The organism is Sphingomonas sp. P3_C5, from assembly GCF_056402635.1.
This window is the reverse complement of record NZ_JBFUHA010000001.1, coordinates 868,257-887,270: the sequence shown is the minus strand read 5'-3', so window position 1 is coordinate 887,270 and position 19,014 is coordinate 868,257. Positions and strand designations below refer to the sequence as shown.

17 protein-coding genes and 1 tRNA gene are annotated in these 19,014 nt (G+C 63.2%); 6 read left to right on the top strand and 12 right to left on the bottom strand.

Annotated elements, in window-relative coordinates; all coding sequences use genetic code 11:
* Positions 1–72: 72 nt before the first annotated feature.
* Positions 73–3,129 carry a TonB-dependent receptor plug domain-containing protein gene (locus tag AC1DVS_RS04280; protein WP_478021255.1) on the bottom strand — a complete coding sequence of 1,019 codons (3,057 nt, stop codon included), beginning with the start codon at positions 3,127–3,129 and terminating at the stop codon, positions 73–75.
* A 336-nt stretch (positions 3,130–3,465) separates the two neighbouring features.
* Between AC1DVS_RS04280 and AC1DVS_RS04275 the strand changes: the two genes are divergently transcribed.
* Positions 3,466–4,023, top strand: a complete 558-nt coding sequence (locus tag AC1DVS_RS04275; protein WP_478020542.1) for a gluconokinase — start codon at positions 3,466–3,468, stop codon at positions 4,021–4,023.
* Positions 4,020–4,916 (top strand): alpha/beta hydrolase, encoded by an 897-nt coding sequence (locus AC1DVS_RS04270; protein ID WP_478020540.1) that lies wholly within the window; start codon positions 4,020–4,022, stop codon positions 4,914–4,916. The genes AC1DVS_RS04275 and AC1DVS_RS04270 overlap by 4 nt, the downstream gene beginning before the upstream one ends.
* A 7-nt stretch (positions 4,917–4,923) precedes the next feature.
* Here AC1DVS_RS04270 and AC1DVS_RS04265 read toward each other — a convergent pair whose 3' ends face one another.
* Together AC1DVS_RS04265 and AC1DVS_RS04260 are read right to left on the bottom strand one after the other, a co-directional pair.
* Complete coding sequence (locus AC1DVS_RS04265) at positions 4,924–5,601, bottom strand: FadR/GntR family transcriptional regulator (protein WP_478020538.1); 678 nt, start codon at positions 5,599–5,601, stop codon at positions 4,924–4,926.
* A 49-nt stretch (positions 5,602–5,650) separates the two neighbouring features.
* A complete protein-coding gene (locus AC1DVS_RS04260; RefSeq protein ID WP_478020536.1) occupies positions 5,651–6,997 on the bottom strand; it encodes a GntT/GntP/DsdX family permease in 1,347 nt (448 codons plus the stop codon).
* A gap of 379 nt (positions 6,998–7,376) precedes the next feature.
* Here AC1DVS_RS04260 and AC1DVS_RS04255 point away from each other — a divergent pair, with 379 nt between their 5' ends.
* Entirely contained in the window at positions 7,377–7,634 is a 258-nt protein-coding gene (locus AC1DVS_RS04255) for a helix-turn-helix domain-containing protein (RefSeq protein ID WP_478021253.1), read from the top strand.
* 542 nt (positions 7,635–8,176) lie between these two features.
* On the opposite strand, the gene AC1DVS_RS04250 is transcribed toward AC1DVS_RS04255, so the two are convergent.
* The 6 genes from AC1DVS_RS04250 to AC1DVS_RS04225 form a co-directional block, all read right to left on the bottom strand.
* Positions 8,177–8,252: transfer RNA gene (locus tag AC1DVS_RS04250), tRNA-Val, on the bottom strand.
* 119 nt (positions 8,253–8,371) lie between these two features.
* Positions 8,372–9,865: an NAD(P)(+) transhydrogenase (Re/Si-specific) subunit beta gene (locus AC1DVS_RS04245; RefSeq protein WP_478020534.1), complete on the bottom strand. Its 1,494-nt coding sequence runs from the start codon at positions 9,863–9,865 to the stop codon at positions 8,372–8,374.
* A gap of 105 nt (positions 9,866–9,970) precedes the next feature.
* The gene (locus AC1DVS_RS04240; protein ID WP_478020532.1) at positions 9,971–10,270 is read right to left on the bottom strand and encodes an NAD(P) transhydrogenase subunit alpha part 2; all 300 of its coding nucleotides are present in this window, start codon (positions 10,268–10,270) and stop codon (positions 9,971–9,973) included.
* A gap of 11 nt (positions 10,271–10,281) precedes the next feature.
* Positions 10,282–11,103 (bottom strand): hypothetical protein, encoded by an 822-nt coding sequence (locus tag AC1DVS_RS04235; protein WP_478020530.1) that lies wholly within the window; start codon positions 11,101–11,103, stop codon positions 10,282–10,284.
* Positions 11,100–12,221 carry an NAD(P) transhydrogenase subunit alpha gene (locus AC1DVS_RS04230; protein ID WP_478020529.1) on the bottom strand — a complete coding sequence of 374 codons (1,122 nt, stop codon included), beginning with the start codon at positions 12,219–12,221 and terminating at the stop codon, positions 11,100–11,102. The genes AC1DVS_RS04235 and AC1DVS_RS04230 overlap by 4 nt, the downstream gene beginning before the upstream one ends.
* Positions 12,218–12,349, bottom strand: coding sequence for an aa3-type cytochrome c oxidase subunit IV (locus AC1DVS_RS04225; RefSeq protein WP_478020527.1), 132 nt, complete (start codon positions 12,347–12,349; stop codon positions 12,218–12,220). The genes AC1DVS_RS04230 and AC1DVS_RS04225 overlap by 4 nt, the downstream gene beginning before the upstream one ends.
* 147 nt (positions 12,350–12,496) lie before the next feature.
* Here AC1DVS_RS04225 and AC1DVS_RS04220 point away from each other — a divergent pair, with 147 nt between their 5' ends.
* From AC1DVS_RS04220 to AC1DVS_RS04210, 3 genes are all read left to right on the top strand, one after another.
* A complete protein-coding gene (locus AC1DVS_RS04220) occupies positions 12,497–13,921 on the top strand; it encodes a sigma-54-dependent transcriptional regulator (RefSeq protein WP_478020523.1) in 1,425 nt (474 codons plus the stop codon).
* A gap of 112 nt (positions 13,922–14,033) precedes the next feature.
* Positions 14,034–15,245 carry a Gfo/Idh/MocA family protein gene (locus AC1DVS_RS04215; RefSeq protein ID WP_478020521.1) on the top strand — a complete coding sequence of 404 codons (1,212 nt, stop codon included), beginning with the start codon at positions 14,034–14,036 and terminating at the stop codon, positions 15,243–15,245.
* 16 nt (positions 15,246–15,261) lie between these two features.
* Positions 15,262–15,693: an anthrone oxygenase family protein gene (locus AC1DVS_RS04210; RefSeq protein WP_478020519.1), complete on the top strand. Its 432-nt coding sequence runs from the start codon at positions 15,262–15,264 to the stop codon at positions 15,691–15,693.
* 59 nt (positions 15,694–15,752) lie between these two features.
* On the opposite strand, the gene AC1DVS_RS04205 is transcribed toward AC1DVS_RS04210, so the two are convergent.
* The 3 genes from AC1DVS_RS04205 to AC1DVS_RS04195 form a co-directional block, all read right to left on the bottom strand.
* Positions 15,753–16,400, bottom strand: a complete 648-nt coding sequence (locus AC1DVS_RS04205; protein ID WP_478020517.1) for a hypothetical protein — start codon at positions 16,398–16,400, stop codon at positions 15,753–15,755.
* A 118-nt stretch (positions 16,401–16,518) separates the two neighbouring features.
* Positions 16,519–17,586 carry a dihydropteroate synthase gene (gene folP, locus AC1DVS_RS04200; RefSeq protein WP_478020515.1) on the bottom strand — a complete coding sequence of 356 codons (1,068 nt, stop codon included), beginning with the start codon at positions 17,584–17,586 and terminating at the stop codon, positions 16,519–16,521.
* A 114-nt stretch (positions 17,587–17,700) separates the two neighbouring features.
* Complete coding sequence (locus AC1DVS_RS04195) at positions 17,701–18,837, bottom strand: DNA methyltransferase (protein ID WP_478020513.1); 1,137 nt, start codon at positions 18,835–18,837, stop codon at positions 17,701–17,703.
* Positions 18,838–19,014 lie beyond the last annotated feature (177 nt).

Genomic DNA, 19,014 nt, shown 5'->3' with positions numbered 1-19,014 from the left:
TCCCGACCTTGCGATCGGGACGAAGTAGGGAGAACAATTGAGCTGAGCCGGCACGATATGCCAGCCCCGCGCCTAGAAATTATAGCGGACGCCGACCCGGTAGAAGCGGCCGAGCAGATCATAGAGCGCCGCGTTGACGTCGACGCCGGTATTGCCCTGCGGCGATGGCTCAGGCGCCTTGTCGAACACATTGTCGATCTTGAAATAGGCCGAGAACTTGGGCGTCAGTTTGTAGGATCCGCCAATGTCGAGATAGAAGGCGCCCTTCATCCGGTTGGTGTCGATCGTCGGATGATTGGTGTTGTCGGCCGCGCTGCGCCCCGTCGGGCAAGTGCCGGCGCTACACACGACATAAGTATTCGCGTAGGTGCCGTTGCTGAACCAGCGTTCCTGCAGGTTGAAGCTGAACTTGTCGGTTTCAAAGCTCTCGACACCCAGCAGCTTCCAATGCGGCGTATTGCCCGCGTTCACGCCCGCCGTATCCACCAGAATCGTGCCGGGGATGCCCTGATCGGTGATGAAATGGCTGACATGAGTCGCCAGCGCGCGGAGCGAGAGGGTGCCGCCGAGCACGCGCTTGCGGTAACCCACCTCGATGTCGAAGCCATCGGTCTTGATCGAGGCGAGATTGAATGCCTGGACGTTGACATAGGGCGTCGAGCCATCGGTCGGATAGAAATTGATTGCGCCGCAGAGCTGGGTGAGACCGCCCAGATAGCACAGATTGACCTCCTGCTGCGCACCGAGCGTGGAGATCACCCCGTCGATCTTGATATGATAATAATCGACCGAAGCGGAGAAACCCGCCGGCAACCAGGACGCCCCTGACAGGACGACACCTACCTCGGTATTGTGCGCGACCTCAGGCTTCAGCGCAGGGTTGCCGATCGTGTTCTGGAAAACGGTCAGCGTCTGGGGCTGGTTGGAAGGCCGGTTAGGATCAGGATTGGTGAAGTTGGGCTGCGTCGTCGTCGTCGGGGCCGCGAACAGCTCCGAAAGGTTGGGAGCACGCACGTCCCGCGACGTAACGGCGCGGAAGCGGATGCCGTCGAACGGTGTGTCCCAAGTACCGCCGATCTTCCAGGTGTAGACGGTGCCGGAAGTCGAGTAGTGCGTTGCCCGGCCCGCGACGTTCAGGTTCGCGTGCCCAGCCGTATCGGACTTGAACAGCGGCACGTTGAGCTCGAGGAAACCTTCATACACCGAGTAGCGGCCGCGCCCGGAATGATAGTTGCCAGCATACCAGTTCGCCCCGTTGGTCGAGAGCAACGGATCGGCGGGATATGCAGCGTTGTACGGCGTCTCGGGAAGCGCGCCATTCCCATAGGGATCAGCAGTGACGTGGTAGAATTCCTTGCGATACTCTCCGCCAAACGCCACCGCGAGCGGACCGGCCGGAAGCGTGAGGGGCGAGCCGCTGAAGTTGGCGCTCACCACATCCTGGGTCTGGCGGGTATGCTGGAAAGGGCCGTTGGCCGGCGAGATATAGGCGAGCGTTGCCGCACTCGGCGTCGCGCCACCGAAGATATTGAGCGGAACGCAGCCATTGGCGCGCGCAACTGGATCCGCGCAGACGATCTGGCCGCCAAGCGAGATTGCCTGGACTGCCGCGGCGTAGCGCGAATTGAGCGTGATATTCTCGACATGGATGTCAGTGATATTCTCTCCATGCTGACCATAGATGTCGTAGGTCCAGGTTCCGCCTCCAAGGTCTAGCTTGCCAGCGGCGCCAAGGACGAAGCGGTATTGCTTGCGGCTCGGATAGACAGTGATGTCCTTCGGCAGCTCGCCGTTTGAGGTGCCGAACTGGAAATTGGTGATGTTGGCATTGGTGCAGGCTTGCTGGATCGAGGCTGGCAGAAAGGGGTTCGCAAGCGCATTCGTTGTGCCGCACTGAATGACAAGGTTCGTCTTGTTCGCGCCCGGATTCGGCGTGTTGCTCGTGTCTACGCGGGCGATGTTGACGGTCGCGTAGATCTCGTTGTTGTCGTCGAGATCGTAGCCGACCCGGGTATAGACGTCCCATCGCTTCAGCGCCGATTGGGGCGTGGTGCCGTTGCCGACATTGCCCGACAGATCGCCGCCGAGGCAGAAGGCGCCGGCCGAATAGCAGCCGTTCACGGTGCCGGCCGCGTTCTTGGCCGGCGTGCCGCCGCCATAGTTGAAGGTGAACGGATTGCCGTTCACGTCGAAGGCTGTGCCCTGGAGCGGGCCGGCGTTGATCAGGCCATATTTGGTATATTGATAGGCCTGAGCGTGATCGCGCACGAGAAATTGCGGCGAACCATCGTTAAGAACGCTGGCGCTAGTGCCACGGTTGATGAAGGTGGTGGTGCGATACCAGTGGCGACCATTGGCGCCGGCCTCACCGAAGCGTGGCGAGGGAATGCCATCCTCATGATCATATTCGCCGCTCACCTCGACGTGCAGCGCGCCGAAATTGTGGCCGGCCGCAGCCTGGATGAGATATTGCTTGTCGTCGCCATAGTTGGTGATGCCGCCGGCGATATTGGCCTTGAAGCCCTCGAACCTCTTGTCGGTGATGAAGTTGACCACGCCGCCCACTGCGTCCGAGCCGTAGGAGGCCGAGGCGCCGCCGGTCACCACATCGACGCGCTTGATCAGGAGCTGCGGAAACAGGCTGATGTCCGGCACGCCGGTTACGTTGGCGCCGACGACGCGCTGACTGTCGAGCAGCGTCAGCGTGCGGATCGGCCCAAGCCCGCGAAGCGAGAAGGACGAAAGGCCCTGCAGACCGCTCGACGTGCTGTTGACGTTGACCGAGGTACCGGTCGAGCCCTGGAGCGAGGGAAGCTGGGCGATGGTGGTGAAGACGTTGGGCTCGGCGTTCCTCGCGAGATCGGCGGCGCCGATCACCTGGGTCGGCGTGGGCGCGGTGAAGCCGCTCACCGTGATGCGCGAACCGGTGATGATAATGTCTTCGCCGGTCTTGGGCGCATCGGCTTGATCGGCCGGTGCGGCAGGATCGGCGACCTGCTGGGCGGGAGCCGGGCTGGCGGCATTTGCCGCGATCTGCTCGGCCTCAGCCGGCAGTGCGATGCCGATCGCCAACGCCGCTCCGACCGAAGCCAGCAGCCGCGCCCGGTGCAAAGAAACCTGAACTCCCATCATCTCAACCTCTCCTGTTTTTTCATGTTCTCATTGAAACCTCGCCCGGACGCCTCGGCAAATGAGGCAGCGGGAATCGCTGTAGTTAACGTTAACGTCCCCGTTCCAGCGGACAAAGCATTTTCATCCCCTTATCCCGTCACGGGTGCTTTCTTTCCGCCGGGCATCGCAAGCTCATGGTTTAAGGCGCAATGGTGAGACGATCACCCGCGACCAAGGTCGTAGTTTTCGCCGCGACCCGCTCAGCCGATACGCTGGTACCTGATCGTCCCGCGACCGGAGGCGATTGCCCAGAGAATCTGGCGAAAGAGGCGGGGAAGACGCGTGCAATCGGCAGTGAGTCGCAACAGGATCGACCCGGCAGCAATTGTCGTCATGGGTGTCAGCGGTAGCGGCAAGTCCACGCTGGGCGCGCTGCTCGCGGCACGATTGGGGTGCGATTTCATTGAAGGCGATAGCTTCCACGCTCCGGCTTCGATCGAGATGATGCGCTCCGGCCAGCCACTGACGGACGTGGAACGCTGGCCGTGGCTCGACCGAATCGGTACGGCCATGGCGGGAGAGGTCAAGGCTCACGGCTTTGCCGTCGCTGCGTGCTCAGCGCTGAAGCGCAGCTATCGCAGCCGCATCGCCGATGCTGTCCCCGCCGCGACCCGTTTCGTGTTCCTGGACAATGATTCCGATGAACTGCGCCGTCGCCTGGCGCAGCGATCAGGCCATTATATGCCGCCCAGTTTGCTGGAGAGCCAGCTCGCCACGCTCGAGCGCCCGAGCTCCGACGAGGCTGCCTTGCGACTCTATACCCAGGCGCCGCCCGAGCTGCTGGTCGACGAAGTGCTGGGCTGGCTGGCCAACCCGGTCGCTGCGCCTGAGCTTCAGCTGAGGCATTCGTGACGCGTACATGGCTCCGTGTCAGCGCGGCCATGGCCGCGCTTGCCGTCACCGCCAGTGCGCCGGCGCAGGTTGCCGCGCCGACGATCCTGCTGTGGCCGCAGGGCGCTCCCGGCAGCGAGGCGCATCGCGGCGAGGCGGAAATCGTCGAGAACACCTACATCCATAATGTCCACGCGCCGTCACTGTCCGTGTTCCGCGCCGACCCCGCCCATGCCAATGGCGTCGGCATCATCGTGATCCCGGGAGGCGGCCACCGCATGCTCGTCTGGGTGAACGAAGGGGCGATGCCGGCACGCGACCTCAATCGTTTCGGCGTCACCGCGTTCGTGCTCAAATACCGCCTCGCTCGCGACCCCGGCTCGCCATACGATATCGAGCGGGATGCCGCTGCGGACGCGCGCCGTGCCGTGCGCTGGGTGCGCCTGCATGCGGCCGACTACGGCGTGGATCCGAAGCGAATTGGGTTGATGGGATTTTCGGCGGGCGGCGAGCTCGTGTCGATGGTCGCGGACAATCCGGCACCGCCGACGCCGGCAAAGGCCGACGCAGTCGACCGCGTCAGCGGACGTCCTGATTTCCAGGTGCTGATCTACCCCGGGCCGCTCGGCATTCCGGCCCGTGCGGCGGCGGCCGCTCCACCAGCATTCCTCGCCGCCGGCACGCTCGACCAATGCTGCGCAACGCCGACGATCACCTTGTACCAGCAGCTCCGCGCCGCCGGCGTATCCGCTGAGCTGCACCTGTTCGCGGACACCGATCATGGCTTCAATGTCGGCATGCATTCAGAGCGGCTCGGCGTCGCGCACTGGCCCGACCGGCTCGCCGACTGGCTGGCCGATGGCGGATGGCTTCATCCGGGCGGCGGCTCGAAACCCACACCCAGCAGCAACTAGACTCGCCTCACGGCATCAGCCGCTTGCGACCTTCGGACAGATGCCAGCGCATCGCCAGTGCGGCGGCGTCGCAATCCTGTGCGCGTATCGCCTCGACGATCATCTCATGCTCGCGCATCATGGCGCCGATCACCTCGGGCGGGCGCGAGCGCGAAATATCGACCCCGGCCCGCATGATCCGCTCCATTTCCCCAAACAGCGCATCGAACGCCAGGCTGAAGGCGGGGTTCGCGGTCGCCGCCATGATGCAGCGGTGCAGCTCCATATCCTCGGCATCGGCAGGCGCGCTGGACAGCAGGGCAGCGCGAAGCTGATCGAGCGCCGTCTGGATGCTCGCCATGTCCTCGACCGAACGCCGCGCCGCAGCGAGGCGCGCTGCCTCCGCCTCGAGCACGAAGCGAACCTCATAGCTGCCGAGCGTCGCTGACAGTTCGGCCATCGGCATGAAGGTCATCAGCCGATCCGAAGGGCGGCTTTTCACGAAAGATCCGGCGCCGCGCCGTGCCTCGATGAAACCGTCCGACGCAAGCCGGGCGAGGGCTTCTCGGACGATGGTGCGCGAAATGCCGAACATCTCGGAGAGGCGCGCTTCCGCAGGCAGTCGATCGCCGATCTCGAGGCCATCAGTCTTGATGATCTCGACGATGCCGGAATAGGCCCTGTCGGCTAGCCGCGGCTCAGCCATATCCCGCCCCCCTCTTTTGATCCCGATTCCGTCATCATCGCGCAGCGCCTCAGAGGAACTGGCTGGCGATGAGGATGAACGCCAGGCCCACGACCGACACCGCAGTTTCCATCAGCGACCAAGTCCGGAATGTGCCCGGCATATCAGTACCGAGATAGCTTTTCACCAGCCAGAAGCCGGGATCGTTGACGTGCGAGAAGAACACCGAGCCGGCGCCGATCGCCAGCACGGTCCATTCCGGCGACACGCCCGAGCTGATCACCAGGGCGGGCATGATCCCGGCGGTCGTGATCGTGGCAACTGTCGCGGAGCCGATCGATAGGCGGATGCCGGCAGCGACAAGCCACGCCACCAGCAGCGGCGAGAGCGCCCCGCCGGCGGCCAGGCGCGCGAGCAGATCTGAAATGCCGGCCTGCACCAATACCTGTTTGAGCGCGCCGCCCGCGCCGATCGCCAGCAAGATCGTGCCCGCCGGCGTCACGGCCTCGGCCCAGATCCCGTCCTGGACGGCCTCGTCGAACAGACGCCGCCCGAACAGAAGCGGGAGCGCGGCAAGCACCGCGATGAGCAATGCCAGGACTGGATTGCTGGCGATGCCGAGCCAGGCGAAGTTCGGCGCGACCGATGCTGGAAGCAGTGCCCCGACCTGACCGGCAGCAATCAACACCACCGGCATGAGAATGACAATCAGAGCGCGTCCGACGCCCGGTGCCGGAACGTCGAGCCGGACAGCGGCCAGCACCGGCGGCGCGATGCGTACGCCACGCGCTGTGAACCGGGCCAGGAGCGGGCCGGCGATGATCGCGGTCGGGATGCCGACAAGCAGCCCATAGCCGATCGTCCGCGCCAGATTGGCATGCAGGGCATCGACCGCAAGCAGCGGCCCGGGATGCGGCGGCACCAGCGCGTGAACCACGGCTAGGCCAGCGATCGCACACAGCATCAGCGACAATTTGGCCTCGTCGCCCTTGCCCCGTTGCGGCATGGCGGCTGCGGCGGTCGCGACCACCGGCAACAGCAGCACCAGGCCGGTTTCGAAGAACAGCGGCAGCCCGATGACCAGGCCGGCGACCAGCGCCGCCGTCGATGCCCCTGCGGTGCCAGACATTTTGAGCGCGGCGCGCGCGAGCCCACCGGCACCATCCGACAATTGCAGCATCGCACCCAGCGCGAGACCGAGCGCGACGACCAGCCCGGTGCCGCCGAGGATGTCGCCAACGCCCTTCTGTACCGCCTTTGCGGTGTCAGCGATCGGCATGCCCGACAGCAGCCCTACGGCGAAGGCACCACACAGCAACGCGACGAATGGGTGGAGACGGCCGCGCACCACGAGCAGGATCGACAGCCCGATCCCGGCAATGGCGGCGGCGACGAGGCTGGCGTCGGCGCCGATCATCGACCGGCCCCCGGAGCAACGCGCTTTACGGCTGCGCCATATCCATAATGTTTGCCGTCACGGCACGGCCCTTGCCCCTCGACGCCCATCCTCGCCTCCCTGTGCCGCCATCCCCATTCACCGGAGCGGCGATCGTTCCTCAAATTAGTATGACAGCATTTCACCGATTGCTACAAAAACCGTCGATAAGGGGTCGGATTCGGCGCTATCTGGGCTGAGTCGCGCCTGATTTGGCTTGAGTCTGTCCAACAAATTGCGTTAAGCTGGCCATACGGGCGATTCGATCGAGCATCGCAAGACCGGCACAGCCGGCAATTTGCCCGTGGGTCTGATCGTGTCCTTGAGGGAGGGTTGTGTGCTGATTGACCTGAGTGGCGACATGGCACCCCGCAGCACCGGCCGCGACAACAGCGCGCCAGGTGACGGCGTCCACCTCACCCCCACGCAGCGCAAGGTTCTGGACGGCGTCCATTCGGGCCGCCTCAACAAGCAGATCGCGTTCGATCTCGGCATCGCCGAAGCGACCGTGAAGGCGCATATGACGATCCTGATGCGCAAGCTGAACGTGCGCAACCGCACCCAGGTCGCGATCGTTGCCGAAATGATGAATGGCCAGCGGCAAGCGGCCAGAGGCTGACCGGTTTGCTGTCTTCCCTTCATTCGGGATCGTCGGCAGCTTCGCGCTGAAACCAGCCTTGGCGCAGTGAGCCTTGAATCCAGTTCATTCGTTCAACGAGCATTGGCGATGCGAGCCGGCGCTGACCGCCGTCCGACGCGCTTTGTCGTAGCTATGAAATTCCCTGTTATTTCCACGGAACAGGGAATTTTTTATTTTTTCTCGGCGCCGTTTGCGGCTAAATTTTTAGATTATTCTTATACTACAATAGCTTCCTGAATCCGACCATTCACCTACTTACGCCGGAACAGGGAATAACAGGGAAATTAACAGGGAATTTGCCGCGCAGGCGCCATCCACGGCGCGACGCGCAGCATTCGAAGAGCCAGACGATAAGAAAGAGCAGCTCGGGCTTCTGAGACGTCCCGTGCGCATCTTATGGCCGATTCAGGGATGGGGTTGAATCGCGCGCGCGCCCTGAACGGACGTGGATAGTTTCGATTCAGAGCTCGCGCTTCAGGCACGCGTTCCCGTGCGAGGCGACTCAACTATGCACGGAAAAATGGTGGGCGATGACGGGCTCGAACCGCCGACATTCTCGGTGTAAACGAGACGCTCTACCAACTGAGCTAATCGCCCTCCCGAAAAGCGCGCACCGCCCGGACTTGGCCGGCGATTCGATATCGCGCTTCGTGAGGCGGCCCCGTTGCCAGTATCGCGCGCGGACGGCAAGCCTCGCCGGCGATATTGCCGGCGGACTATCCCAGCGACTTCACGATTTCCTCGACCATCTTCTTCGCGTCGGCGAGCAGCATCATCGTATTGTCCATGTAGAACACATCGTTATCGACACCGGCGTAACCGACGCCCCCCATCGAGCGCTTCACAAACAGCACCGTCTTGGCCTTTTCCACATCAAGCACCGGCATGCCGTAAATCGGTGACGATTTGTCGGTCTTCGCCGCCGGATTGGTGACGTCGTTGGCACCGATCACGAAGGCGACATCGGTCTGGGCGAATTCGCTGTTGATGTCCTCAAGCTCGAATACTTCGTCATAGGGCACGTTCGCCTCGGCGAGCAGAACGTTCATATGGCCGGGCATGCGCCCCGCGACCGGATGAATCGCATATTTCACGCGGACGCCGTGCTCTTTCAGCTTGTCGCCCATCTCACGCAGCACATGCTGCGCCTGGGCGACCGCCATGCCGTAGCCGGGGACGATGATGACCTGCTCGGCCTGCTGCATCAGGAAGGCAGCGTCTTCCGCCGAGCCGCGCTTCCACGGGCGATCGGTCGCCGCAGCGGTCGCCCCGCCGCCGGTGTCACCGCCAAAGCCGCCGGCGATCACGCTGATGAAGCTGCGGTTCATCGCCCGGCACATGATGTAGCTGAGGATCGCGCCCGACGAGCCGACCAGTGCGCCGGTGATGATCATCGCGGCGTTGTGGAGCGTGAAGCCCATCGCCGCCGCCGCCMAGCCCGAATAGCTGTTGAGCATCGACACGACGACCGGCATGTCCGCGCCGCCGATCGGGATGATCAGCAGGAAACCGATCGCGAAGCTGAGGCCGGTAACGGTCCAGAAGATCCAGGGGCTCTGATCCTGGGTGAAGTAGGCGATCAGGCCGAGAATGCCGGCGAGCACGCCGAGATTGATGACGTGGCGACCGGGCAGCATGATCGGCTTGCCGCCCATATTGCCGTTCAGTTTCAGGAACGCGATCACCGAGCCCGAGAAGGTGATGGCGCCGATCGCGACGCCGAGGCCCATCTCGATGCGGCTGACGGTGAGGATTTCGCCGTCCGCGCCGGCGATGCCGAAGGCCTCGGGATTGAGGAACGCAGCGCAGCCGACCAGCACGGCGGCCAGACCAACCAGGGAATGGAAGGCCGCGACGAGCTGCGGCATCGCAGTCATCGCGATTCGGCGCGCGGTGACGATGCCGATTGCAGCACCAATTGCGATCGCAACGAGGATCGCGCCCATACCAGCGAGATCAGGGATGTGATCGGTGACAGGACAGCTTGCTGTCAAATCGGTCGGACAGTTCGCCACGGTTTCGTGAACCAGGGTCGGCACATGCGTCACCAGCGTTGTCACCACGGCGATCGCCATGCCGATCATGCCGAAGCGGTTGCCGCGCTGGCTCGAAGCTGGGCTGGAAAGGCCGCGCAAGGCGAGGATGAAGCAGGCGCCGGCCACCAGATACGCCAGTGCCGCCCATGGATTGACCGTTACCGTGTGTTCCATTCCCCAAAACCCCTTTTACGTCATCCCGGACTTGTTCCGGGATCCACCGCGCCACCGGCGCAAATGGATGAGTGGACCCCGGAACACGTCCGGGGTGACGAGTTGTTATTTGGCCGCCGGCCGCTCTTTCTTCTTGTACATCGCCAGCATCCGCGCGGTGACCGCAAAGCCGCCGAAGATATTGACGCTTGCCAGCACCACCGCGAGCAGACCCAGCCATTTCGACGAAGCGGAACCGCCCGCCGCCGCCGAACTTGCGATCAACGCCCCGACTATGATCACGCTCGAGATCGCGTTGGTCACCGCCATCAGTGGCGTGTGCAGCGCTGGCGTGACCGACCAGACGACATAATAGCCCACGAAACAGGCCATGACGAAGATTGAGAGGATTGCTACGAAATCCATGGCTTAGTCCTTTACGGTACGGCTATTTCTTTGAATGATTCTGTTTCCGTAACACTGGCGCCGCCGCCCACATGTGAGCGATTCATTTCATCGGGGCTGCTCAATTTATTACTATTTATCTTATCGATGATTATCTTTCCGCCAAAGAATGCGATCTCGCTGGGATGGCCGTCGCTTGGTTTCTTAATGGAGATTGGGTGAATTCCGCAAAGCGCGTAAGATGGGACAAAGTTACCTGACGCGGATGCGAAACATAAATCAAAATCGAATGTCGTTCTCAGAATGTCATTAAATCCATTGATCTTCAAAAAGGCACTCGGATAATCACCAGGCCTATCTTCCTTGAATACATGATATGGTATTGGATCAATATCGTGATATTTTTCCTTACTACGAGGAAAAAATCCGTAAAATGGAATAAACCCCTGTTGCATAACATTGATTGTGAAGAATTTTTCGAATTTTCCATCCCGATCATCATCAACAAAGCACGGGATATCTGTGTAGCCCTCCCGCATTTTTTTGACCATAAGGGCGCAAGCCGAAAATCTATCCGAACTAAGTAGCGCCAACTCTGAAGAAGCGCCCAATGAAAGACCTCGCTTCTTTCCGTCGGTAAAATCCCTATCGAGTGTAACGAGGGTTTCCGGTCGTATATTGACGGAAACGGTCATTTCTTGGTTCGATCGCCATTTCTGATGCTGATCCGCATCCCGAGGAATTGTGCGCCATTTTACCAGATAAGCTTCTCTCGTTTCGGCTCCCGCGGGAGCAAGCCCCCCTGAAAAGTAGAGACAGAGGCCGACAAGCAACATTCTGATCGGCAAACTCATCCGAGCAGCCGCGCATTCACCACAGCACCGCCTTTGGTCAGTCGGATCGCGTCGCCGATCTCCTCGTCGAGCACCGGCTTGCCGGCTTCCTTGTCCCAGAAGGCGCTGAGGAAGTTGAACAGGTTGCGCGAGAACAAGGCCGACGTATCCGCTGCGAGGCGGCTCGGCACGTTGCGGTGGCCGACGATCTTCACGCCCGAGACCGTGACGACCTCGCCAGCAACCGCGCCTTCGACATTGCCGCCCTGCTCGACCGCGAGATCGACGATCACGCTGCCGGGCCGCATGCTCGCGACCTGCGCAGCCGAGATCAGCCGGGGCGCAGGGCGCCCCGGGATCAAAGCGGTGGTGATGACGATGTCCTGCTTGGCGATATGGCCGGAGACCAGTTCAGCCTGCGCCGCCTGATATTCAGGCGACATCTCGCCGGCATAGCCGCCCGATCCCTCGCCCTCAATGCCGGCGACATTCTCGACGAAGATCGGCTTGGCGCCAAGCGACTGGATCTGCTCCTTGGTCGCCGAGCGCACATCGGTAGCGGAGACCTGCGCGCCGAGGCGGCGGGCAGTCGCGATCGCCTGCAGCCCGGCGACGCCGACGCCCATCACGAACACGCGCGCGGCGGAGACGGTGCCCGCCGCGGTCATCATCATCGGGAAGGCGCGGCCATATTCAGCCGCCGCATCGAGCACTGCCTTGTAGCCGGCGAGGTTCGACTGCGAGGAGAGAATATCCATCGACTGAGCGCGGGTGATGCGCGGCATGAATTCCATTGCCAGGGCCTCGATGCCGGCCGCGGCATAGCCATCGACCCGGGCACGCTCTCCGAACGGATTGAGGCTGGCGACGAGCCAGGCGCCCTTGGCCGCACCGGCAAGGCTCTTCGCATCGGGACCCTGAACACCGAGAATGATGTCGGCACCCTTCAGCGTCGCGGCACGAGTCCCGACCTTGGCGCCGGCAGCGGTATAATCCGCATCGGCACAGGATGCCGAGTCGCCCGCTCCGGCCTCGACTGCCATTTCGGCGCCGAGGGCGATGAATTTCTTGACCGTTTCGGGTGTCGCGGCAACGCGGCGCTCGCCTTCGGCCTGCTCCCGGAGGACGGCGATCTTCACTTGGCGGGGTGAATCAGCCAGATCACCAGCATGGCGATCAGAAAGCACGCCACGGCGCCCCATTTCAGCATGCCGATCACCTTGTGATAGGTCGCCTCGTGCACCTTGATCTCGCCGTCACCGGCCATGATGTGAACCCCTGCCTAGTCATCCGTTGGGCGCTGCTTAGCTCGCCCGGGCCTGTCCCTCAAGTCCGCGCTTAAGGGCGCCTTTACCCCCTAGCTTTATGGTTAGCATCGAACCGGCCTCGTTGGGCGGGAATTGGGAACTATTGAATGACGCGCAACGGACAAAGGCTGCTGATGCTGATCGACGACGAACCGGCACAACGCCGCCTCGTCGCGGCGCTCGCAGCCCGGCGCGGCTGGCGTGCGGTGTTCGCCAATGACGGCGAGATGGCGATCGCGATGCTCGGCACCCAGGACGGCATGCAGCTTGACGCGATCCTGCTCGATCATTGGGCGCCCGAAGCCGACGCAACCGCGCTGATCACTGAAATCCGCGAGCGCCGTCCGGCGCTGCCCCTGCTGATGCTCACCGCAAACGGATCCGTGGCGCATGCCGTCGCGGCCATGCGCGCCGGCGCGACGGACTTCCTCGTGAAGCCGCTCGCGCCGGAACGCCTGCTCAGCGCGCTCGAGGCTGCCGTCGCCGGCAAGGCGGCTGGCGAGCTCCGGCCGCTCACCGAGAAGATTCCCGCCCTGCTCGCATTCGATGAAATTGTCGGTTCAGCGCCGGATTTCCGCGCTGCGCTGGCGATCGCGGCCAAGGCGGCTCGGGCGCGGGTCCCGGTATTGCTCGAAGGCGAAAGCGGCGTCGGCAAGGAAGTGGTCGCCGAGGCGATCCATGCGGCTTCGCCTCGCGGCAAGAAGCCGATGGTCGCGGTCAATTGCGGTGCGATCCCGGCCAATCTGGTCGAATCCGAGCTGTTCGGGCATGAGAAAGGCGCCTTTACCGGGGCGTTCGAGCGCAAGATCGGGCGTTTCCAGGAAGCCGATGGCGGCACCTTGTTCCTCGACGAAATCGGCGAGATGCCGCTCGACGCGCAGGTCAAATTGCTCCGCGTGCTGCAATCGGGCGAGATCCAGCCGATCGGCGCGCGGCATACCCGTGAAGTCGATGTCCGGGTGATCGCGGCGACCAACAAAAGGCTGATCGAGGAGGTCGAAGCCGACCGGTTCCGCGAGGATCTCTATTACCGCCTCAATGTGGTGCAGGTGACGATCCCTCCCTTGCGGGAGCGCACCGGCGATATTCCCGCGCTCGCCCGACATCTGCTCGCGCGGATCGCCGAGCAACCGGGATTGCGCGAGCTCGGCATTACCGACGATGCCTTGGCTCTGCTTGGCCAATATGACTGGCCGGGCAATGTCCGCCAGCTCCAGAACGCGCTGTTCCGCGCCGCCGTGCTGTGTGACGGCGATGCGCTCACCCGATCCGATTTCCCGCAGATCGCGGCGCTCGGCGCGCAGCGGCACAGCGTTTCTGGGCCCGCGCCGATGGCGACCAGCGGCGGAGTGACCCTGTTCCACGCCGACGGCAATCTGCGTGCGCTGGAAGAAATCGAAGCCGATGTGATCCGCCTCGCCATCGGTCATTATCGCGGCCGCATGACCGAAGTCGCGCGGCGGCTCGGGATCGGGCGGTCGACGCTGTATCGCAAGCTGGGCGAGCTCGGAATCGACAACGCCGCAGCCTGACGGCTCCAATCGCTGCGCTCGTTAACGCTACCATCTCGTCAGCGACACTTCCGATATGCTATAGGATTCCGACGGCCAGCGACTGGGATCGCTGAAGCCGGAGGAGATCCGCATGCCGAACAGCATTTCACGCCGCACCCTGATCGAACTCGGCCTTGCCGGCGCTTCCGCCGCGATTGCCGGAAGCGCGCTTGCCGAGCCCGCGCTCGTTCCCGAGCCGCAGGACTCGCCACCGCTCCCCGATAGCGAGAAGATCGGCTTTGCGGTCGTCGGCCTCGGCAAGCTTTCGCTGGGGCAGATCATCCCCGGGCTCAAGACGGCAAAGGGCGCAAAGCTTGTCGCTGTGGTCAGCGGCCACCCCGACAAGGCCCGGCGGATCGCCGCCGAGCAGGGTCTGCCGGCCGACGCGATCTACAGCTACGATGACTACGACCGGATCGCGAAGGACCCGCGGATCCAGGTGGTCTATATCGTCCTGCCCAATTCAATGCATGCCGAATACACGATCCGGGCGCTCAAGGCCGGCAAGCATGTGCTGTGCGAAAAGCCGATGGCGACCAGCATCGCCGATTGCGAGGCGATGATCGCCGCCGCGAAAGCCGCCGACCGCAAGCTGATGATCGCCTATCGCTGCCATTACGAACCGCTCAACCTCGAGGTGATGCGCCGGATGCGATCGGGTGCGCTGGGTAAGCCGCGGATGGTCGTCACCAATATGGGCCGGCAGTCCGACCTCAACGAGCCTTCGGATGCGTGGCGGCTCGACATGAAGATGTCGGGCGGCGGCGCGCTTGCCGATATGGGCGTCTACGGCGTCAACGCCGCGCGCTATATCCTCGCCGAAGAGCCGGTCGAGGTGCGCGCCTGGGCGCAGACCGACCGGACCGATCCGCGTTTCAAGACGACGGAGGACGTGATCGCCTGGCAGTTCCGTTTCCCCTCGGGCGCGATCTCCAACGGCTCGACCTCTTTCTCCTATCAGGGGACAATGGCCTTTCAGGTGCTTTGCGAGCACGGCAAGATGACTGCCGAGCCCGGCGCTTTCTATGGTGGCAATCATCTGACCATCGACGGCGTCAAAGGCGAACGCGAACCGAAAATCCGCGAGGTCGACCAGTTTGGGCGCGAGATGGACTGGATGGCCGATGTGGTGCGCGGCAAGGCGCCGCTGGTGTCGCCGGGCGAGGAAGGGTTGCAGGACATGCGGCTGATGCACGCGATCCTCGAATCCGTCGCCAAGGGCGGCGCGACGGTGCGGACCGCCTGGGGATATAAACGTGCCTATGACCCGGCAGCTGTGGTAGACGTGCCGAAGCCGATCTGACCGGAGGGGGGCGCTTTTGACCGGATTGCTGGCTCTTATCACAGCAGCACTGTTCGCAGGCGCCGCCATCTACATCAATTTTGCCGAGCAGCCCGCGCGCCTGAAGCTCGACGATCGCGCGGTGCTCGCCCAGTGGCTCCCCGCCTATCTGCGCGGCACGCTGATGCAGGCGCCGCTCGCGGTGGTGAGCGCGGCACTGGGCGGCTGGACATGGTGGGAGAAAGGCGGGTGGTTCTTCCTGCTCGGCGCGGCGCTCATGCTCACCAACCTGCCCTGGACCTTTGTCGTGATCATGCCGGTCAATCGCAAGCTTGGCGCGATCGGACCGGATGGCGATGCGGCGCAGATCCGGCCGCTGATCAAGCGCTGGGGCTATCTCCATGCGGTGCGCAGCCTGCTCGGGATATGCGCGGTGCTGGCCTATTATTGGGCGCTCGCTCCAATCTGACGACCGTTGTCCGGCCAGCGTCATGCGCTGCCAGTTCGCCTACTGGCGCTGCGAATTTTCTACGGATGCCAAATCTCGAAATCGCCTCCGGGTGCAACGCCGAGCAAGAGTAGGTGCTGGCGCCAATCGACCATGATGAGGTGATGACTGGCGCTCAGCTTCGCGAATACCCGCGTAAGAGCGAGGTCGTCGGAGCCCGCCTCCACGTTCGCTCCCAGGACTGGGATGCCTGTCGAGTCCTGGAATCCATACAGGGCGACGCTCCGCCCTATGGGCACGGAAAAGCCATGCGCGACGCGGCCGACCACCACATTGTCGCCGTAAAACAATATGGGTGCCGGTCGCGCTGCTACTCCAAGTTCCGCCAGCAGTGCATCCCGCGCGCCGGAGCCCGAAAGAACCGGCATGACGTCGAGCTTGCGAAGATAGATTTTGTCCCAACCGTCCCCTTTTCGATGGGCTTTCTCGAACAATATGAGCTCGGTCAGTGTCCTTCGGATTTCGGCCTCCCGGCTCGCCGGAAAGAACTCGATCTGCCGCCAGTCATCCTCGTGAAAAACAAGATCTCCAGGCGCGATCTCCCCGGTCGATTCCTCCACCGGCGCGGCATCGTCGGAGAGGGTAGAGATCGACGCCAGAATGGTGGCTGGATCGACCATCACCACTTGCTGTTCGGGTGGCGCATTCCCAAGACCGAACAAGGCCATGAGTCCGGTAAGTGCCTTTTTCATCGAGCCCCCCAACAGCCGAATGAACAGACCCTATCGCCCGCCGGATCGACGGTCCAGCGAACCTGAAAGGCATGTCCCACAATGACCGAACGTCTTATCGTCCGACCAGCGCGGCGTCGCGCAATCCGCGCCAGACGCGGATCGCCTGTACCGTCTCGGCGACGTCATGGACGCGGAGCATCTGCACGCCCGCCTCGATGCCCTTCATCGCGAGCGCGATCGACCCGCCGAGGCGGGCGTCGACCGGTGCCTCGTTCGAGAGCGCGCCGATCATCCGCTTGCGGCTCGCGCCGAGCATGATCGGACAGCCAAGGCCGTGGAAGAGCGTGAGCCCGTTCAGCAGCGCGAGATTGTCCTGGAGCGACTTGCCGAAGCCGATCCCTGGATCGACGATGATCTTGTTGCGATCGACCCCGGCCGCGACGACTGCTGCGATCCGCGCCTCGAGCCAGTCGAATACCTCGATCAGGACATTGCCATAGCCGTCTCCGCCATGCGGGCCCTTTTTCGGATCGGGCGAATGCATCAGCACGACCGGGCAGCCGGCGGCGACGACGATCTCGGTCGAGCGATCGTCCCAATAGAGCGCCGACACATCATTGACGATCGCGGCGCCGGCGGCGAGCGCCGCCTCCATCACCGCGGCCTTCCGCGTATCGGCTGAGACGAGCGTGCCGCTTTTCACCAGCCGCTCGATGACCGGCACGACACGCTTGATCTCGTCGCCTTCCCAGACGAGCGGCGCCTTGGGCCGGGTGGATTCCCCGCCGACATCGATCAGGGCGGCGCCCTTGACCGACATATCGACGCCGGCGGCGGCTGCGGCGGCGGGATCTTCCTGGAGCTTGCCGCCATCCGAGAAGCTGTCGGGGGTCACGTTGAGGATGCCGGCGACAAGAGGCTGGTCGAAACGGAGCGTGCGGTCGCCTAGCGTGAGCTGCGGGCGGGCCGATGTGATTGCAGCGTGGAGGCGGGCGGCGCGTTCGTTCTGAGCGAGGGTAGCGTCGAAATCGGCGACAGGGATGGTGCGGCGCGTGCCGTCCTCGATCACCTCATAGGCGGAGAACCACGCCATCCCCCCGGCAAGCCGCGCGACTTCGCCGTCGCGACCGACTGGCGTGTCGACGAACTGGATCGGGCGGAGATGGAGTTTGCCAGTCATCAAGCCTCTTTCGTCATGCCGAACTTGTTCCGGCATCCACGGTCCCGCGAATAGTGCGCTGCCTGCTCCTGCGGCACCGTGGACCCCGGAACAAGTCCGGGGTGACGGTTTCGCTCAGGGCTGGGTCGCGAGCAGATAATTCTGGCGGAGCACATCGATTGGCTTGAGGCCATCGGGCGTCTCGTAGTGCCAGAAGGTCCAGCCATTGCAGGCTGGCGCCCCCTGAAGCGTTGCGCCGAGCTTGTGGATCGAGCCGGTCACGTCGCCGCTCATCACTGAGCCGTCGGCGCGCACCGTTACTCGGTAGCGGCGTTTCGCGTCGGTCAGCACCGCGCCTGCGGTCAGCATGCCATTCTCGACGATCGTGCCGAAGGCGACGCGCGGCGCTGCCTTGGGCGACTGCATCGTGACCAGGGCAGATTCGTCGAGTGGGAGCGCCGCCTCGATCCGCTCGAGCGCCGCCGAGCAATAGCCGGCCTCGCGCTCGATGCCGATCCAGCGCCGGCCGAGCCGCTTGGCGACCGCGCCGGTGGTGCCGGTGCCGAAGAACGGATCGAGCACCACATCGCCCGGCTTGGTGCAGGCCAGCAGGATGCGGTAGATCAGTGCCTCAGGCTTCTGGGTCGGATGGACCTTCACCCCGTCCCGCTTCAGCCGCTCCTGGCCGCCGCAGATCGGGAATTCCCAGTCGCTGCGCATCTGCAGCTCGTCGTTCAGCGTCTTCATGCTGCGATAGTTGAAGGTGTAGCGCGCCTTTTCGCCCATCGACGCCCAGATCAGTGTCTCATGCGCGTTGGTGAAGCGGGTGCCCTTGAAATTGGGCATCGGGTTGGCCTTGCGCCAGACGATGTCGTTGAGGATCCAATAGCCGAGATCCTGGATCGCCGAGCCGACCTTGAAAATGTTGTGATAGCTGCCGATCACCCAGATCGCGCCATTGTCCTTGAGGATGCGTTTCGCCTCGGTGAGCCAGGCGCGGGTGAACTTGTCATAGATGGCGAGCGAATCGAACTTGTCCCAATCATCGGTCACGGCATCGACATGGCTGCCGTCAGGGCGGCTGAGATCGCCGCCGAGCTGGAGATTGTACGGCGGATCGGCAAAGATCAGATCGACCGATTTGGCCGGCAGCGCGCGCATCGCCGTGATGCAGTCCTGCATGATGATGCTGTCGAGCGGCAATGCAGCGTTCGGCGCCGTCTCCACAGTCGGCACCGCGACCCGCGCCTTAACCTTATCCATCACGCCCATTATCATTGCCCCTGCTCAAGAGCGGCGCATCCCTGCGGATGTGCGGACTCGGGTCAAGCAGAACTTAGTTAACGATTGGGGTTGCCAAATCGTTAACAAGGCGGAACATTTCGGGAAGCTGTCCAGATATTGAGTCGAGTTATCCACAGGGACTCAATCCATGGGGTGTGGCCCAAA

Bases quoted from the DNA above. Each gene is read 5' to 3' on its own strand.
- AC1DVS_RS04280 (WP_478021255.1), bottom strand. From the start codon at position 3,129: ATGGGAGTTCAGGTTTCTTTGCACCGGGCGCGGCTGCTGGCTTCGGTC.
- AC1DVS_RS04265 (WP_478020538.1), bottom strand. From the start codon at position 5,601: ATGGCTGAGCCGCGGCTAGCCGACAGGGCCTATTCCGGCATCGTCGAG.
- AC1DVS_RS04260 (WP_478020536.1), bottom strand. From the start codon at position 6,997: ATGATCGGCGCCGACGCCAGCCTCGTCGCCGCCGCCATTGCCGGGATC.
- AC1DVS_RS04255 (WP_478021253.1), top strand. From the start codon at position 7,377: ATGGCACCCCGCAGCACCGGCCGCGACAACAGCGCGCCAGGTGACGGC.
- AC1DVS_RS04240 (WP_478020532.1), bottom strand. From the start codon at position 10,270: ATGGATTTCGTAGCAATCCTCTCAATCTTCGTCATGGCCTGTTTCGTG.
- AC1DVS_RS04235 (WP_478020530.1), bottom strand. From the start codon at position 11,103: ATGAGTTTGCCGATCAGAATGTTGCTTGTCGGCCTCTGTCTCTACTTT.
- AC1DVS_RS04225 (WP_478020527.1), bottom strand. From the start codon at position 12,349: ATGGCCGGTGACGGCGAGATCAAGGTGCACGAGGCGACCTATCACAAG.
- AC1DVS_RS04220 (WP_478020523.1), top strand. From the start codon at position 12,497: ATGACGCGCAACGGACAAAGGCTGCTGATGCTGATCGACGACGAACCG.
- AC1DVS_RS04215 (WP_478020521.1), top strand. From the start codon at position 14,034: ATGCCGAACAGCATTTCACGCCGCACCCTGATCGAACTCGGCCTTGCC.
- AC1DVS_RS04205 (WP_478020517.1), bottom strand. From the start codon at position 16,400: ATGGCCTTGTTCGGTCTTGGGAATGCGCCACCCGAACAGCAAGTGGTG.
- folP (WP_478020515.1), bottom strand. From the start codon at position 17,586: ATGACTGGCAAACTCCATCTCCGCCCGATCCAGTTCGTCGACACGCCA.
- AC1DVS_RS04195 (WP_478020513.1), bottom strand. From the start codon at position 18,837: ATGGGCGTGATGGATAAGGTTAAGGCGCGGGTCGCGGTGCCGACTGTG.